19 protein-coding genes are annotated in these 16133 nt (G+C 69.7%); 12 read left to right on the top strand and 7 right to left on the bottom strand.

The genetic code is table 11. From position 1 onward, the window contains the following. Positions 1–134: 134 nt before the first annotated feature. A complete protein-coding gene (locus ACZ5BU_RS04070; RefSeq protein ID WP_465695369.1) occupies positions 135–1367 on the top strand; it encodes an FAD-dependent monooxygenase in 1233 nt (410 codons plus the stop codon). On the opposite strand, the gene ACZ5BU_RS04065 is transcribed toward ACZ5BU_RS04070, so the two are convergent. Then, complete coding sequence (locus ACZ5BU_RS04065) at positions 1317–1907, bottom strand: TIGR03086 family metal-binding protein (RefSeq protein WP_465695367.1); 591 nt, start codon at positions 1905–1907, stop codon at positions 1317–1319. The two genes, ACZ5BU_RS04070 and ACZ5BU_RS04065, sit on opposite strands and share 51 nt — an antisense overlap. A gap of 134 nt (positions 1908–2041) precedes the next feature. On the opposite strand from ACZ5BU_RS04065, the gene ACZ5BU_RS04060 reads away from it, so the two are divergent. After that, positions 2042–2197: a hypothetical protein gene (locus ACZ5BU_RS04060; RefSeq protein WP_465695365.1), complete on the top strand. Its 156-nt coding sequence runs from the start codon at positions 2042–2044 to the stop codon at positions 2195–2197. 12 nt (positions 2198–2209) lie between these two features. On the opposite strand, the gene ACZ5BU_RS04055 is transcribed toward ACZ5BU_RS04060, so the two are convergent. Then, positions 2210–2788, bottom strand: coding sequence for an HhH-GPD-type base excision DNA repair protein (locus ACZ5BU_RS04055; RefSeq protein WP_465695363.1), 579 nt, complete (start codon positions 2786–2788; stop codon positions 2210–2212). Between the two features lie 121 nt (positions 2789–2909). On the opposite strand from ACZ5BU_RS04055, the gene ACZ5BU_RS04050 reads away from it, so the two are divergent. Genes ACZ5BU_RS04050 through ACZ5BU_RS04040 form a run of 3 tightly spaced genes read left to right on the top strand, consistent with a single transcriptional unit; the run spans position 2910 to position 5274 of the window. Further along, on the top strand, positions 2910–3923 hold the full coding sequence (locus ACZ5BU_RS04050) for a GntR family transcriptional regulator (protein WP_465695362.1): 1014 nt from the start codon (positions 2910–2912) through the stop codon (positions 3921–3923). Then, a complete protein-coding gene (locus ACZ5BU_RS04045) occupies positions 3920–4354 on the top strand; it encodes a hypothetical protein (protein WP_465695361.1) in 435 nt (144 codons plus the stop codon). Before ACZ5BU_RS04050 ends, ACZ5BU_RS04045 begins: the two co-directional genes overlap by 4 nt. A 44-nt stretch (positions 4355–4398) precedes the next feature. Further along, positions 4399–5274 (top strand): hypothetical protein, encoded by an 876-nt coding sequence (locus tag ACZ5BU_RS04040; protein ID WP_465695360.1) that lies wholly within the window; start codon positions 4399–4401, stop codon positions 5272–5274. An 87-nt stretch (positions 5275–5361) separates the two neighbouring features. Here ACZ5BU_RS04040 and ACZ5BU_RS04035 read toward each other — a convergent pair whose 3' ends face one another. After that, positions 5362–6321, bottom strand: a complete 960-nt coding sequence (locus tag ACZ5BU_RS04035) for an NAD-dependent epimerase/dehydratase family protein (RefSeq protein WP_465695358.1) — start codon at positions 6319–6321, stop codon at positions 5362–5364. 177 nt (positions 6322–6498) lie between these two features. Between ACZ5BU_RS04035 and ACZ5BU_RS04030 the strand changes: the two genes are divergently transcribed. The 4 genes from ACZ5BU_RS04030 (at position 6499) to ACZ5BU_RS04015 (ending at position 10113) form a co-directional block, all read left to right on the top strand. Then, positions 6499–7962, top strand: a complete 1464-nt coding sequence (locus ACZ5BU_RS04030) for an LCP family protein (protein ID WP_465695357.1) — start codon at positions 6499–6501, stop codon at positions 7960–7962. Between the two features lie 88 nt (positions 7963–8050). After that, positions 8051–8428 (top strand): YciI family protein, encoded by a 378-nt coding sequence (locus ACZ5BU_RS04025; protein WP_465695355.1) that lies wholly within the window; start codon positions 8051–8053, stop codon positions 8426–8428. A 35-nt stretch (positions 8429–8463) separates the two neighbouring features. Beyond that, positions 8464–9273, top strand: coding sequence for an alpha/beta fold hydrolase (locus ACZ5BU_RS04020; protein ID WP_465695353.1), 810 nt, complete (start codon positions 8464–8466; stop codon positions 9271–9273). Between the two features lie 213 nt (positions 9274–9486). Then, entirely contained in the window at positions 9487–10113 is a 627-nt protein-coding gene (locus ACZ5BU_RS04015; protein ID WP_465695351.1) for a superoxide dismutase, read from the top strand. A gap of 90 nt (positions 10114–10203) precedes the next feature. Here the strand turns inward: ACZ5BU_RS04015 and ACZ5BU_RS04010 are convergent, their stop codons facing one another. Continuing rightward, a complete protein-coding gene (locus ACZ5BU_RS04010) occupies positions 10204–10986 on the bottom strand; it encodes an alpha/beta fold hydrolase (RefSeq protein ID WP_465695350.1) in 783 nt (260 codons plus the stop codon). Between the two features lie 150 nt (positions 10987–11136). On the opposite strand from ACZ5BU_RS04010, the gene ACZ5BU_RS04005 reads away from it, so the two are divergent. Both ACZ5BU_RS04005 and ACZ5BU_RS04000 read left to right on the top strand, forming a co-directional pair. After that, complete coding sequence (locus ACZ5BU_RS04005; RefSeq protein ID WP_465695348.1) at positions 11137–11589, top strand: phage holin family protein; 453 nt, start codon at positions 11137–11139, stop codon at positions 11587–11589. Further along, entirely contained in the window at positions 11586–11990 is a 405-nt protein-coding gene (locus tag ACZ5BU_RS04000) for a DUF3618 domain-containing protein (protein ID WP_465695347.1), read from the top strand. The genes ACZ5BU_RS04005 and ACZ5BU_RS04000 overlap by 4 nt, the downstream gene beginning before the upstream one ends. Positions 11991–11993: 3 nt before the next feature. Here ACZ5BU_RS04000 and ACZ5BU_RS03995 read toward each other — a convergent pair whose 3' ends face one another. The 3 genes from ACZ5BU_RS03995 to ACZ5BU_RS03985 form a co-directional block, all read right to left on the bottom strand. Continuing rightward, positions 11994–13250, bottom strand: a complete 1257-nt coding sequence (locus ACZ5BU_RS03995; protein ID WP_465695345.1) for an RNA polymerase sigma factor — start codon at positions 13248–13250, stop codon at positions 11994–11996. Positions 13251–13490: 240 nt separating this feature from the next. Then, on the bottom strand, positions 13491–14450 hold the full coding sequence (locus ACZ5BU_RS03990) for a methyltransferase (RefSeq protein ID WP_465695343.1): 960 nt from the start codon (positions 14448–14450) through the stop codon (positions 13491–13493). Between the two features lie 119 nt (positions 14451–14569). Continuing rightward, a complete protein-coding gene (locus ACZ5BU_RS03985; RefSeq protein ID WP_465695342.1) occupies positions 14570–15490 on the bottom strand; it encodes a TIGR03564 family F420-dependent LLM class oxidoreductase in 921 nt (306 codons plus the stop codon). 90 nt (positions 15491–15580) lie between these two features. Between ACZ5BU_RS03985 and ACZ5BU_RS03980 the strand changes: the two genes are divergently transcribed. Beyond that, entirely contained in the window at positions 15581–16117 is a 537-nt protein-coding gene (locus tag ACZ5BU_RS03980; protein ID WP_465695340.1) for a TetR/AcrR family transcriptional regulator, read from the top strand. The last annotated feature ends 16 nt before the right edge of the window (positions 16118–16133 follow it).

The following is a 16133-nucleotide window of genomic DNA, read 5'->3' as shown; positions in this document are numbered from 1 at the left end:
GATTGTGATGGCCTGGGCGTCCGGCCCCCCGTCCTAGTGCACCTCGACGCGGTGCACTAGGACGCGCTGGCGCGCACCCCTCGACCTAGTGCACCGTGTACGGCGTACGCGCACTAGTCATGAGGGAGTGAGAGATGAAGACTGTGTTGATCTCCGGTGGTGGGATTGCCGGGCCGGCGTTGGCGTTCTGGTTGCGGCGGTTCGGGTTCGTGCCGACGATCGTCGAGGTCGCGCCGGGGCCGCGGCCGGGTGGGCAGACCGTGGACCTGCGTGGGGTGTCGCGGGTGGTCGCCGAACGGATGGGGTTGATGCCGGCGGTCGCCGAGCGGCAGGTGCACGAGCGGGGGCTCGCGTACGTGAAGGCCGACGGGCGGACGGCCTCGGCGATGCACATGGAACTGCTCGACGGTGCCGGACCGGTCGCCGAGATCGAGATCCTGCGCGGCGACCTCGCCGAGATCCTGACCGCGGCGGTGAGTGATGTCGAGTTCGTGTACGGCGACTCGATCGCCGCGCTCGAGCAGGACCCGGACGGCGTCGACGTGACGTTCGCGAGTGGCACGCGGCGGCGGTTCGATCTGGTGATCGGGGCGGACGGCGTGCACTCCCGGGTCCGGCGGCTCGCGTTCGGGCCGGAGGAGGAGTTCGTGCAGCACCTCGGCGGCTACACGTCGTACTTCACGATCGAGACGCCGGAGAACCTCGACGACTGGATGAAGATCTACACCGCGCCCGGCGGTCGCTGGGTCGCGCTGCGGCCGGATCGCGACCCGCGGTACGCGAAGGCGCTGCTGAGCTTCCGGTCGCCGATCCTGACCTACGACCGGCGCGACGTCGAGGCCCAGAAGCGGATCGTCCGCGAGCGGTTCGAGGGGCTCGGCTGGCACACCCCGCAGGTCCTGAACGGCCTCGACGCGGCGGACGACTTCTACCTCGAGACCCTCAGCAAGGTCGTCGTACCGCAGTGGTCGCGCGGCCGGATCGCCCTGGTCGGCGACGCCGGGTACTGCGGTTCGCCGATGGCCGGCCACGGTACGGCGCTGTCGATCGTCGGGGCGTACGTCCTGGCGGGGGAGCTGGCCGCCGCGGCGGGCGATCACGTCCAGGCGTTCCCGGCGTACCAGCGGCGGATGCAGGCGTACGTCGCGCAGCGGATGGAGCTGCCGCCGGGCGGGATCAAGATGGCGATGCCGATGTCCGCGTTCGGGATCGGGTACCGCGACTTCGTGCTCCGGGTGATGACGTCGAAGATGATGTCCGGTGCGCTCAAGAAGATGGCGGGCGGTACCCCGGACAAGATCGAGGTGCCGGACTATTCAGTCCAGCGGGGAGACCCACTCCGGGTTGCGGCCGAGGAGGCCGAGTAGCTGGTCCAGGTCAGGAGCTGTGCCGGAGACCTTGACGCTGCGCTCGAACGCGTACCCGGGGCCGCGGTTCGCGTCGGTGTCGGGGATCCGGCGGGCCAGCGTGAGCGCCATCTCGACCATGTCCGGCGGCGGGTTGTACGGGACGTCGATCGCGCGGGCCAGGTCCCAGGCGTGCACGACGCAGTCGAGCTGGTGGAAGGTCAGCGCGATCCGGCGCGGGAACGAGCCGAACTCCCGGACCTCCACCAGCCGGTCGAGCGCACCGCCGTCGGCGAAGGCGTCCGCGACCCGCACGTTCGAACGGCGGTACGCACCGGCCGGGTTGTCCGCGAGCCGGCCGCCGTTCCAGGCGTGCACGGAGGCGGACCCGTTCAGCGCGGCCGCGGCCAGGCCCTCGTTCTGGCTGACCAGGTGGCGCATCAGCCCGCGTACGGTCCAGTCCGGGCACGGCGTCGGAAACCACAGGTGCTCGGGCCGCACCTGCATCACGACCTCTCCGAGCACCGCCCCGGCCCTGCGATCCAGATCCCGGATGTCCATCCGCGGCTCCTCCCGTGACCTGTAGCAACCATAAGGCGGTACGACAGACTTCGCAGGGAATCGCTGGAGCACAAGGGACATCCCGCACGGTTGTCGGGCACACTGGTGTCCTGCCCGTACCCGTTGGAGGTCCGATGGACGAGTCCCGTGATCACAGGTTCCGTAAGCTCCCTGAGCCGATCCGGCTCGAGGACACGGTCGTGTCCGTCCCCGCGAGTACGCCGGACGACCCGGAGGCCGGTCGGAACGTCGCCCAGGATCAGGCCGTCGGCGTCCGCGAGACCACCTGACCCGCGGCTCGGTCAGGCCTTGGCGGCGGCTTTCGCGGCCTTCTTGAAGTTGCGGACCTGCTGCAGCGACGCGGCATCGGTGACGTCGGCGATCGAGCGCCGGGAACCGCGGTCGCCGTAGTTGCCCGCGGCCTCACGCCAGCCCTTCGGGGCCACGCCGCGCTGCTTGCCGAGCAGGGCCAGGAAGATCTTCGCCTTCTGCTCGCCGAACCCCGGCAGTGCCTTCAGCCGCTTCAGCACCTCGGCGCCGTCCGGCTTCGGGCGGCCGGAGAGCCAGATGTTCGCGACGTCGCCGTCGTACTTCTCGATGATCTCCTGGGCGAGCGCGTGCACCCGGCGGGCCATCGAGCCGCCGTACCGGTGGATGGCCGGCGGGGTGACGCAGAGCTCGACGAACGTCTCCAGGTCGGTCGCGGCGATCTTGTGCAGGTCGAAGCCGTCCATCCGGTTCGCGATCTTCAGCGGCCCGGAGAACGCGTGCTCCATCGGGTACTGCTGGTCGAGCAGCATCCCGACCAGCAGGGCGAACGGGTCGTCGTTCAGCAGTTTGTCGGCGTCCGGATTGCCCGTGAGTTGCAGTTCGCGCAGCATGGCGCCCATCTTGACACGGGCCCGGCGCGCCGGGCACCGGTTCGGAGAGCTGCTTGCCGGTGGCAACAGCGCGGTGGTACTAGTGCGCGTACGATGTACGTGCACTAGCTAGGAGGGGTGGATGAGCGAGGCGCCGTACCAGGTGATCGCCGCGGAGTTGCGGCGGCGGATCGAGGTGGGGGAGCTGCTGCCGGGGGATCGGGTGCCGTCGACCCGTGCGCTGGTGCGCGACTTCGGGGTCGCGATGGCGACCGCGACGAAGGCGTTGCAGGCGCTGCAGGCCGAGCGGCTCGTGCACGCCTCGCCCGGGGTCGGGACAGTGGTCGGCCCGCCGCCGCGGTCGCGCCGTACGGCCACCGCAGCACCGAACGGGTCGCGCAACGCCGCGGCACCGGGCCGGTCGCGCAATGCCGCTACTGGAGTGCCGAGCGGGTCGCGCCGTGCTGGTGCCGGCGTACCGGACGGGTCACGTGGTGCCGCGGCTGTACCGGACGGGTTGGACCGGGACGAGATCGTCCGGATGGGGATCGCGATCGCGGACGCCGAAGGGCTCGCGGCCTTGTCGATGCGGCGGATCGCGAGTGAGCTCGGGGTGTCGACGATGGCGCTCTACCGGTACGTCGGCGGCAAGGAGGCGCTCGTCGTACAGATGGTGAACGAGGCGATCGGGGAGTTCCCGCTCGGGGAGATTCCGGAGCACTGGCGGGATGCGGTGGCGTTGGTCGCGCGGGTGCACTGGGCGGCGTACCGGCGGCATCTGTGGCTCGCCAGTGCGATCAGCTTGAGCCGGCCGCAGTTGGTGCCGCGGTTGTTGCCGCATACCGATGCGGTGCTCGGGGCGCTGCGGGGGTTCGACAAGGGTGCCGCGCTGTCGACGATGATCAGCCTGTTCGCGTACGTGCGGGGGATCGCGTTGGTGATGGAGGCCGAGGCGCAGGCCGAGCAGGACACCGGCGTGACCGCGGACGAGTGGGCGACGCAGCAGGGCGAACAGTTGGCGGCGATGATCGCGGCCGGCAACCTGACCGCGTTCCGGGAGTTGCTGGCGGACGGGTTCGACTACGACTACGACCTGGACCAGTTGTTCGAATTCGGGCTCGGCGTGTTTCTCGACGGGCTGGAGGCGCGGCGGTGAACCCGACGCGACCGGTCGCCGGTACGGCCGTCGTGCAGCAGCGGCTGCGGAGCTTGAAGGGTGCGAAGAAGCGGCGGCTGGACGACTTCGGGTACCCGGTGGAGCGGCTCGCCGAGCTGGCCGGGCGGGGTGATGCGGACGCCGATCGGGTCGATGCCTTGCTGGCGATCGTACTCAACCGGGCCGGTTACACGCATGACGACGATGACGTGGCGGCGGCCGAGAAGGTTGCCCGGAAGGTCGGTGCCCGGATGACACCGCACGCGTATCTGGTGGCTCGGCACAAGACGAAACCGTGGCCGGTCGTCTACGGGCGCTTCAGCAGCCCGCCGGGGGTGAAGCCGATCTCCTGGCTCGGGGTGGCGGGGGTCTTCGGGTTCGTGTTCGGGGTGATCGTGCTGGTTGCGGTGATCGCCGTACTGGTGCGCTGATCCACCCACTACGCTGAGTGCTGACGACTTCTCCGGAGGTGGCGATGGAGCCTGTGTTCGCGCCGGGTGTGCCTGCTGGCGTACGGCGGTTGTACGAGCGCAGGCCGGAGTTGTTCGTGTCCGCCGACGCGCCGCGGCCGAAGCGCGAGACGTCGTGGTCGGTGGCGCCGGGGAACACGTTCGGCACGTTGCTGGTGTGGATCGCGGTGTGCGTCGGCGGGTGGATCCTGGCGCTGATCGTGTTGGCGGCGACGTTGCCGACCGCGGTGGCGGCGTGGGCCGCGCTCGTGCTGGCCGGCGTCGCGGTGGTGGCGACCGGCGGGATCCTGGCGAAGACGATGGGCGAGGACCGCGGTCACAAAGCGGTCCGCCGGCAACACGGGAAGTACCTGCTGCCGGAGGACTTCGACAGCGAGTCCGGGCGGTTGCTCGGTCGGGCGCAGCGCGCAGTGAAATCGGTGCTAGAGGCAACGGTCACCAAGCGCGGGCTGCTCGACGAGGTGAAGAACGAGCTGGTCCTCCCGGAGCAGCTGTGGGACATCGCGCAGGTGCTTCGCGAACAGACGGTACTGCGGGCGCGGCAGAAGGACATTGCGCGTGGTACGAAGTCCGCCGAGCTGGACGTGGTACTCGGTCCGCAACGCCGGGCGCTGGCCCTGTCCGTCGAGGCGATCAAACGCAAGGTGGACCTGTTGGACCAGTACGCCGACCGGGTCCGCTCCGCCGACGCCGCCCTCCGGGCCGAGGCCGCCCTCGAGGACGGCGACCGCTACATAGAACTCCTCGCCCGCACCGAACCGGCCGGCGACACCTCAGTAGTACAAGGCTTCACCGACGAAGCCACCGCGCTGAAGGACACCCTCACGCGCTCCATCAACGCAGCCCGCGACGCCGGCAGAACACTCGCCCTACCCGAGTAGCCCACCCCGACCGCATTTGGTGGGTAAGCCAGGCGAATGGGGGGTCCTACACCCGGAGTCACGGTGTAGAACCCCTTACTTGATGGGTCAGCCAGGGAAATCGTGCTTGGCGAGGAGAGTGGTCTCCTGGTCGGGGGTGAGGCCGATCTTCAGGTCCGGCTCGCCGCGGAGTTTGTCCCAGTGGAGGACGTCTTCGACTGTTGTGCGGAGCGGCGTTACCGGCATGCCGGCGGCGCGGGACTTGGTGGGGTTTCGGCGGCGTTCGCCCCATTCGGACTCGGGGTCGATGAGGGGGAAGCGGGGTGGGACGGCGTCGAACGGGACGGGGACGAGGTCGACCGTGGTGCCGGAGAGGTCGGCGGCGGTACGGATGAGTTCGGCGATGGTGCTGTCGGGGCCGACCGCGTTGAACGCGCCCGAGCGGTCGTCGGCGACGAGCTGGGTGATGAGGCGGGCCACGTCGCGGCTGTCGATCAGCTGGAGCGGCGCCTCGGGCTTGGTCGGGAGGGCGACCCGCCCGCCGCGGGCGCCGCGGCGGATCCAGTAGAGCGCCGTACCGGACGAGTTACCGGGGCCGGTCACGCGCCCGGGACGGATGAGCGTCGCGCGTTCGCCGTACCGTTCGACGACCGCGTCCTCGCACGCGACCTTGCACGGGCCGTACGTGTCGTTCGTCAGTACGTCGGCGTCCCGCATCGGCTCGCGCCGCGGCGCGCTCTCGTCCGTCCCGGCGGGCAGGTCGCGCACGTACACCGCGTGACTCGACACGAACACGTACCGCCCGATCCGGTCCCCGAGGACGCCCATCGCCTGCTCGACTTCGCGCGTCCGGAACCCGCTGGTGTCGACGACCGCGTCCCACTCGCCACTCCTGAGCGCCGAGTAGTCACCCGCAGTACGATCCCCGACGAGCTGCGTCACATCGGGCGGCAGCGGCGTACCGCTCACCCCGCGACTGAACGACGCGACCTCGGCGCCTCGCGACAGCGCGTCGTCCACGACCGCACGCCCGACAAACCCGTTCCCGCCCAGCATCAGAATCCGCACAACCGCCCAACCTAGCCGCGTCCAGGCCCTGCCGCGACCGGATTGTTCGACAACCGATTGAGCCTGTAACACGTCTGAACAGATAACGGCGCGGGTACTTGACGCACACTTGAATCAAGCGGGGTGACAGGGGGCCACATGGGGAGTGCGCGCGCGACGGTGAGGCGGCCGCGGTCGATGCCGAAGTTGCTGGGGTTCACCCTGTTGGGTGCACTGCTCCCAGGACTCGGGCTGATCGTCGGCGGGCGCCGGAAGATCGGTGCGTTCGTCCTCACGGTGTTCCTGGCGCTGGCCGGCCTCGGCGTGTACGTCGGTCTGACCCGGCGCGACGAGGTGCTTGCCGCGGCCGTCGTACCGAGCCGGCTGCTGATCACGTCGGTCGTGATCGGCCTGCTCGGGTTCCTCTGGATCGTGGTGATCGTTGCCTCGCACCGCTCGTTGCGCCCGGCAACGGGTGGGGCCGGCGGGCGGGTGGCCGGCGCGCTGCTGGTCGGCGTGCTGTGCTTCGCGATCGCGGCCCCGTCGGCGATCGGCGTACAGACCGTGCTCGCCCAGCGGACCCTGGTCCAAGACGTGTTCCAGGGGCAGAGCGAGAGCAAGAGCGCGACCAGGCCGACGACCGTCAACGTCAAGGACCCGTGGGAGGACCGTCCGCGGCTGAACCTGCTGCTCCTCGGCGGCGACGACGCGCCGAGCCGCGAGGGGGTCCGTACCGACACCGTGATCGTCGCGAGTATCGACACCAAGACCGGCAACACCGCGTTGATCTCGATGCCGCGGAACCTGACGTTCATGCCGTTCCCGGCGGACTCGCCGCTGCACAAGATCTACCCGGACGGTTTCGGCAAGGAAGGGCTGAGCCTGGACGGACGGCTGGAGTGGATGCTGACCGCGATGTACCAGAACATCCCGGACGCGCATCCCGGCATCCTCGGCCCGTCGGACAACGAGGGCGCGGACGTGGTCAAGCAGTCGGTCGGCGAGGCGACCGGGCTGAAGATCGACTACTACCTGCAGGTGAACCTGACGAGCTTCCCGGAGATCGTCGACGCGCTCGGCGGGATCACCGTGAACGTGAACGAACGCGTCGCGATGGGCGGCATCAGCAGCGCGGGCATCCCGCCGAAGGAATGGATCGAGCCGGGTCCGAAGCAGCACCTGGACGGGCGGCACGCACTGTGGTTCGCGCGCGGGCGGTACGGCGCCGACGACGACCAGCGGCAGATCCGGCAGCGGTGCGTGATCAAGGCGATGGTGGACGCCGCGGACCCGCAGACGCTGATGACGAAGTACAAGGCGATCGCGACGGCGGGCCGGCACCTGCTGCGGACCGACATCCCGCAGGAGCTGCTGCCCGCGCTGGTCCAGCTCGCGCTGAAGGTGAAGTCGGCAACGGTCTCGAACGTCACGCTCGACACGCAGAAGCTCCGCCTCAAGTACCTGCATCCCGACTACGAGGCGCTCCGCGAAACCGTCCAGAAGGCCCTCGACGCCAACCCGGCCCCCGCGACCACACCGGCCCCCACGCCGGTCACCACCCGCAAGCCGACCACGACCACAACCACGACCCCGCCCCCAGGCCCCACGCAGAACCTCGCCGACGCCTGCGCCTACAACCCCTCGGGCGACCAACCGAACTAGAAATGTTCTGACCCAGGGTGTCGATCCGGTGGTGACCCGCTCGACGTGAGAGTAAGTGATCGACCGACACGACGAGGGAGCAGCAGCGATGCGCTACATGATCATCAACAAGGCCGACGCCGACAGCGAGGCGGGGAAGTTCCCGCCGCCGGAGGTCGGTGAGGCGGTCGGCCAGGTCATCGAGGACCTGTCGAAGGCCGGCGTACTGCTGTTCGCCGAAGGCGTGCACCGCAGCGCGCTCGGCGCCCGGGTGAAGGTCGACGGCGGCAGGCGGACGATCACCGACGGCCCGTTCGCGGAGACCAAGGAGCTGGTCGGCGGCGTGATAGTCGTCGAGGTCCGGAACCGCGACGAGGCGATCGAGTGGGCGGCCCGGCTGGCCGAGGCGCTCCGCGACGAGGTCGAGGTACGGCGGGTCGTCGAGGAGGCCGACTTCGGCCCGGACTCGGACGTGTTCACGAGCTGATGTCCATACCTGCCCCTCCCGTTCGTGGGAGAGGCATGAACAACACCCTGAAGGTTTCCGACGCAGAGCTGTACTACGAAGTGCGCGGCCACGGACCGCTGGTGGTCCTGGTCGGCGCACCCATGGACGCGGACTCGTTCGCCCCGCTGGCCGACCTGCTGGCGCCGGGCTACACCGTCCTGACGCTGGACCCGCGCGGCGTGAAGCGCAGCACACTGAACCCGGGCGGTACGTCGCGACCCGACCAGCGCGCCGACGACCTGGCCGCGCTCATCCGGCACGTCGACGCCGGGCCGGCCGTCGTCCTCGGATCGAGCGGTGGAGCGGTCAGCGCGCTGGCGCTGGCGCAGCACCACCCCGAGGTCGTACGGGCCGTGATCGCGCACGAGCCGCCGCTCGACCGGCTGTTGCCGGACGCGGACGAGCTGCTCGCGCTGGCCGAGAAGCAGATGGCCGACTACCTGGCCGGCGACGTGATCGGCGCCTGGAAGCAGTTCTTCCGCGGCGCGAACATCCCGATCCCCGACCAGGCCGTGGAGATGATGTTCGGCGGCGACCGGGACCCCGTCCAGGTGGCGGCGGAGCGGTTCTGGTTCGGCCACGAGATGCGCGAGACCATCACCTGGCTCCCGGACCTCGACAAGCTCCGCGAGGCCGACGTGGTGGTCGGTATCGGCGAGGAGTCCACCGGCCAGCTCTGCGACCGTACGTCGACCGCCCTCGCCGACCGGCTGGGCATCGAACCGACCCGCTACCCCGGCGGCCATACCGGCTTCGCCGACGTCCCGGAGGCGTTCGCGAAGGTGTTGCAGGCCGAGCTGGAAGTTATCTACAACGCGAGGTGAGACTCGCGCGTGGGTCGTCGGGTGGAGTATGTGAAGCTGGGGGTGTTCGGTGGGTGCGCGGTGGTTCGACGCGGTCGCACCGGGCACCGGGCAAGTGCCGCGTCGCCCGCGTGGCTACTTGACCTCAACCGTGGTTGAAGTTTCAAGCTGGTGTCGCTGACTTGGGCATCGGAGATATCGGCCCCCGGGCGGGGCCCCGACGAAGGAGCAGAGTTGACCACGTACACGCTTCCCGATCTTCCTTACGACTACAGCGCGCTCGCGCCGAGTATCGCCGGCGAGATCATGGAGCTGCACCACGACAAGCACCACGCGACCTACGTGAAGGGTCTGAACGACACCCTGGACAAGCTGGCCGAGGCCCGCGACAAGGGTGACTTCGGCGCGATCGTCGGGCTGGAGAAGACGCTGGCCTTCAACCTCGGCGGGCACGTCAACCACTCCATCTTCTGGAAGAACCTGTCGCCGGACGGTGGCGACAAGCCGGACGGCGAGCTGGGCGCGGCGATCGACGAGTTCTTCGGCTCGTTCGACGCCTTCCAGGCCAACTTCACCGCGAGCGCGACCACCATCCAGGGCTCCGGCTGGGCGATCCTCGGCTGGGACGCGCTGGGCGGCAAGCTGCTGATCCACCAGCTGTACGACCAGCAGGGCAACCTGCCGGCCGGGCAGATCCCGATCGCGATGCTGGACATGTGGGAGCACGCGTTCTACCTGCAGTACAAGAACGTGAAGCCCGACTACGTCAAGGCGTGGTGGAACGTAGTGAACTGGGCCGACGCCCAGGCCCGCTTCGACGCGGCCCGCTCCGGCGCCGCCGCGCTCATCGCCGGCGCCTGACAGCGGTTCTGCACGCCATCGCAATCACTCGCGCCCGCCCGGTTCCCGCTCACGCGGGGCGGGCGGGCGCGATTGTGATGGCGTGGCGGTTCACTTGCACCAGTCCGCGATCACCGGAGCGATCGCCGACGCCTTGATCACGTGGTTCTGGCCCGGGACCTCGGTGTGCTGCCCGCCCGGTACGGCGTCCGCGAGCGCGCGGGTCGAGGTCTTCATCCAGCCCGGGCTCTTCCCGCCGTTGACCACCAGCACGGGCTGGTCGATCGGCGCCCACTGCGCCGCGTCCATCGGGTCCCCGAAGCAGTTCGTGCCAAGCACCTGAGCGTCGTACGGCAGCGTGTGCGCGATCGCCTTCATCGGCTTCCAGGCCGGCATCAGCTTCATCATCGTGACGAACGCCGCCGGCAGCCCGATGCCCTTGGTGAAGAAGTACTTGATCGCGGCGGCCGGCTCCAGCGCCTGCAGGTCCGCGACCCAGGTCCGCGGGATCTGCTTGCGGCTGTCGTCGACGACGTACGGCGGCTCGAACGCGACCAGCTTCTCGATCGGCAGCCCGGCCGCGGTGGCCCGGAGTGCGAGCGCCGCACCGGACGACGAGCCGTAGACGTACGCCGAACCGCCGGCCGCCTCGATCACCGCCGCCAGGTCCTCGATCTCGCGGTCCACGGCGTACTCGCCAGTGTCGCCGGAGTCGCCGCGTCCGCGCCGGTCGTAGTTGTACACGGTGAACCGGTCCGCGAGCGCCTCGGCGAGCTCGGGCATCGGTCCCTGTGCGCGGGAGCAGAGCGCCCCGTCGACCAGGACCAGGGCGGGGCCCTCGCCACGCCGGTCGTACGCGATCGTCGTGCCGTCCTTGGAAACCACTGTGTTCATTTCGTGCCTCCTGTCGAAGTGTTCACCCGTGCGTCGACTGTTCCGGGCACCCCTCGACATGGTGTGACCCAGATCACTTCGATTCGTACACTCGCGCGTGCCGGAACGTGATCTGGGTACCGGGCGTGAAGCCGAGCACGGGAGGCGGTCATGACGACACGTCCGGAAGTCGTCCGGCACCGGGCCGGACCGATCGAGGAGAGTACGCACGCGCACGTCGGAGCGCTGGTTAGTCAGGCGACCAGCGACCTGAGCCGACTGGTTCGTGACGAGCTGGAACTCGCCAAGGTCGAGCTCAAACAGAAAGGCAAGGAGGCCGGCGTCGGCGCCGGGTTGTTCGGTGGAGCCGGCACGCTGGCGCTGTACGGCCTCGGCGCGCTGATCGCCGCCGCGATCCTCGGGCTCGCGACCGCACTGCCCGGCTGGCTGTCGGCGCTGATCGTGGCCGCCGTCCTCTTCGCCGCCGCGGCCGTGGCGGCGTTGCTCGGCAAGCGGCACGTTTCGCGTGCCACTCCGCCCGTTCCGCAAGGTGCCGTCAACGGCATGCACGAGGACCTCGAAGCACTCAAGGGACACCAGTCGGAAGGGAAGGTCATTTCGTGACTACCACCAAGAACGGAGCGCACCGCGAGCCGATGTCGGAGAGTGAGACCCTTCGGGTCGACCTCGAACAGACCCGGCAGCACCTCGCCGAAACCGTGCAGGAACTCAGTCGGCGCCTCGACGTACCGCACCGGATGAAGGAGACCGCAGGTCACGCCGGGCAGGCGGTCAAGCAGATGCCTGCCGCGATGAAGGAGACTGCGGGTCACGCGATGGAGCACATGCCTGCCGCGATGAAGGAGAGCGCGGGGCACGCCGGGCAGGCAATGAAGCAGATGCCTGCCGCGATGAAGGGCCTCCCGGCGGTCGGCAAGCGGCACCCGAAGGCAACCGCCGCCGTCGGTGGTGCGGTCGCTCTCGGCGTCGGAGCGGCGGCCTGGATGGCGCGCCGCCACAGGTAGCAGTCAGCAGGCGGCGGCGCGTTCGAGGAGGAGTTTGCGTTCGCGCTCGTTGCGGGTGAGCGCGGCGGCCTTCTCGAACTCGGCGCGGGCCTCGTCCAGGCGGCCGAGCTTGAACAGCAGGTCGCCGCGGACGCTCGGGAGCAGGTGGTAGTCCTGCAACGACGGGTCGTCGGCGAGCAGGTCGACCGCCTGTAGTCCGCGTTCGGGGCCGAACGCCATCGAGATCGCGACCGCCTGGTTGAGTTCGACCACCGGCGACGGCGTGACCTGTGCGAGTACGGCGTACAGGCCGGCGATCCGGGCCCAGTCGGTGTCCTCGGGGTCGGCGGCGCGGGCGTGACAGGCGGCGATCGCAGCCTGCAGGAGGTACGGGCCGGGTGGTTTCTCCAGGGCCCAGGCGCGGTCGATGCCTTGGAGGCCGCGGCGGATCAGCAGGCGGTCCCAGCGGCGGCGGTCCTGTTCGAGGAGCAGAACCGGTTCGCCGTCGGGGCCGGTGCGGGCGTTGGCTCTCGAGGACTGCAGTTCCATCAGGGCGAGCAGGCCGAGTACCTCGGGTTCGGTCGGCATCAGCTCGACCAGCAGGCGGCCGAGGCGCATCGCCTCGTTGCACAGCGCCGGGCGCATCCAGTCGTCGCCGGCGGTGGCGGAGTACCCCTCGTTGTAGATGAGGTACACGACTTCGAGGACGGACTGGAGGCGGTCGAGCAGGTCGGGGCCGGACGGTACTTCGAACTCGACGCCCGCCTTCGCGAGGTTGCGCTTCGCGCGGACGATGCGCTGGGCGATCGTCGCTTCCGGGGCGAGGAACGCGCGGGCGATCTCGTCGGTCTTGAGGCCGCCGAGCAGCTTGAGCGTCAGCGTCACGCGGGCGTCCATGGTGAGGACCGGGTGACATGCGGTGAACACGAGCCGGAGCAGGTCGTCCTCGATGTGGTCCTCGAGAATCGCTTCGACGTCGTCCTCGACGGAGTCGCCGTCGATCTCGAGTTCGTGGCCCAGCTCGGCGAGCTTGCGCTGGTACGTCTCCTTGCGCCGGATCAGGTCGATCGCCCGCCGCTTCGCGATCGCCATCAGCCAGGCGCCCGGGTTCTTCGGCACACCCGATTCCGGCCACTGCTCCAGCGCCGCCACCAGCGCGTCCTGAGCCAGTTCCTCCGCCAGCCCCACGTCCCGCACGATCCGCGCCACACCCGCGACAATCCGCGCCGACTCGATCCGCCAGACCGCGTCGACGGCCCCACCCGCGTCAGTAACCGTCACCCGCCGATAGTAGACACCAAGGCGGCGGACACGCCCCACTCACCAACCAACCCAGCGGCGAGCGCCGTACCCGCGCTCCCCGCGGGGATCCGTCCGGACTGGGTGGCGATGTGGCGGATGGTGAGTGGTGGTGGTCCGCCAGGCCATCACAATCGGCGGCACGGCCGCTTCCCGGGCGGGAGCCGGCGTCGGATCCGCGGTTGTGGTGGCCTGGGCGTCCGGTGCCGACGTCGGCCGGGGCTACTGCAGGCGCCAGAGGGAAGTTGTTTCCCGGGCGCGGGCTCGGGGGTGGTGAGGTGTCGTGTTGGTGCGGCCCAGCACCTGCAGTCCGCCGGATCGGATCAGCTCCAGCAACTGGTTCCGGGATCGCAGCTCGAGGTGCTCGGCCAGGTCGGACAGGATGAGCCAGACCTCGCCGCCCGGCCGGAGGTGCCGACGGGCGGTCGCGAGGAAGTCGCAGAGCATTCGGCTGTTCTCGTCGTAGACCGCCCGGTCGAGCGGCGTGAGCGGCTTGGCGGGGATCCACGGTGGGTTGCACACGATCAGATCCGCCGCACCCGGCGGAAACAGATCGGTCTGCAGCACCTCGGCGTTTAGTTGGAGGCGCTGCAGGTTCTCGCGGGCGCAGGCGACTGCTCGTGGGTTGTTGTCGGTGGCAATTACCTGCGGGACGCCCCGCCGGGCGAGGATGGCGGCCAGTACGCCGGTACCGGTTCCGATGTCGAAGGCGGTGCGGGCCGGTGGGAGCGGCTGTTGTGCCACCAGGTCGGCGTACTCCGATCTCGTTGGGGCGAAGACGCTGTAGTGCGGGTGGACGCGGTCGCCGAGGGCGGGGACGTACACCCCGCGGAGGCGGAGTTGGTGGGCGCCGACGACGCCCAGCAGTTCCCGCAGCGGCACCCAGCGAGTACCGGCCGGTGATCCGTAGGCTTCCGCACACGCCGCGCGTACGTCCGGCGCTCGCCGCAGGGTGATTCGGTGATCGGTCAGCGGGATCAGAAGTGAGTTGAGGACTCGGGTGCGTTCGGCCTGTGCCCGGCGCTGAGCTTGGAAGGTGCCGGTTCGGTTGGGTGGGAGCCGGCGGCCGAGCGCGGCCAGGAGCTGCTTGGCGTTGTGATAGTCGCCTTTCCAGAGAAGGGTGGTGCCGCGGTTGATCAGGCGTAGCGCGTGGTCCGCGGAGATCGTGTCGTCGACATGCATAGGTCGTCCCTGCCGGGTGTTGACGAAAGATGGGCAGCACGGCTCGACCCGTACGCCGGGAGCGGCGCCGGGGAGCGGACGACGGAACTAGCGAACTACAGCCGCATGTCTGGGCGAGATCACCGGACCACTGTAGACAGGAACTCGGTCGTACGACGTTGCTCGTCTGCCGTCCCGACCGGTGCCAGCATCGCGTCCGTGGCACCGGTGTCGCGGATCTGGTCGAGCTGCTTGGTGATCGCCGTCTCGTCTCCGGCCAGCAGGACGTCGGCCGGCCCGGTGACACCTTCGCGGTCGAGCATCGCGCGGTATTCGGGTACCTGCCCCGCCAGCGCGAACTGCTCGGCGAACCGGGCCCGTACGCCTTCCTCGTCTGACGTCAGGCACACCGCGAACCCGGCCACGACCCGCGGGACCCGCCCAGCGGCCGCGCGGGTGATCGACGGCACCACGTGGTCGCTGAGCGTCCGCGGCCCGGTCATCCAGGTAATCGTCCCGTCCGCCAGTTCGCCCGCCGCCTTCAACATCACCGGCCCGAGCGCCGCCACCAGGACAGCTGGAGCTCTTACACCCACGGAGATGCTGCCGACGGCGGTGTAGTACTCGCCGTGGTGGTCGACCGGTTCGCCTCGGAGGAGCGGTCTGAGTACTTCGAGGTACTCGCGGAGGCGACGGGCCGGGTGGTCGGTGGGAAGGCCGTACATCGTGCTGACCATCCGGCCGATGCCGGCGCCGATGCCGAGGGTGAGGCGACCGCCGACCGCGGCCTGCGTGGTGAGAGCCTGGCGGGCGAGCTGTAACGGATGCCGCTGGGGGAACGGGACAACCGCGGTGCCGAGCTCGATCCCCGACGACGCTGCGCCGAGCGCAGCCGGTGACGGCGGGCCGACGGCGGCGAGTGCGGTCAGGGCGTCCCAGCCGACCCCGTCCGAGATCCACGCGGACCTCACCCCGGCCGTGGCTGCCTCGTGGATCTGCCGGGTGATCTCGGGTAGCGGGCTCGGTCCTCGGACATCCCCGAATGCCATGCCGATGCGCATCGAACAGTCTCCTCAGCTTAAGTGGGGTGGCACCCCGTTTACCTCCGCTAAAATATGGGGGACCACCCCACTTAGGCAAGGGATCCGAGTATGCGAGCCGACGCGCAGCGCAACCGGGAACGCCTGGTCGCGGTCGCGGCCGACGTGATCGGGGAGTCCGGCGCGGATGCCTCGCTGGAGGAGATCGCCCGGCGCGCCGGCGTCGGTTCGGCGACGCTGCACCGGCACTTCGGCGGCCGGATCGCCCTGCTGGAGGCGGTCTTCCGGAGCAGTATCGACACGGTCTGCGCACAGGCGACCGAGCTGCTCGACGACCCGGATCCCCTGCAGGCGTTGACGACCTGGCTGCACGCGATGGTCAGGCACGCGACCAGCAGCCGCGGTCTGGCGACGGCGCTGGTGATGAGCGGGGACTGCGGTTCGGACGCCCACGCCCGCCTGCTGACCGCCGGCCGAAAGCTCCTCGACCGTGCTCGGAACGAGGGCGCCGTACGAAGCGACACCCGGATCGAGGACCTGCTCAAGCTGGTCAACGGCATCTCGCTGGCCAGCGGCGAGGACCCGGCACAGGCCGCCCGGCTGCTCACCCTGGCGATCCGGGGAATAGCACCAGCACGGAGCGAATAGACTTCGTGACCGGAAA

The sequence above is a fragment of the Kribbella sp. NPDC031520 genome, from assembly GCF_055580825.1.
Note: the sequence above shows the minus strand (reverse complement) of the source record. Positions and strands in the feature narration are given on the sequence as shown.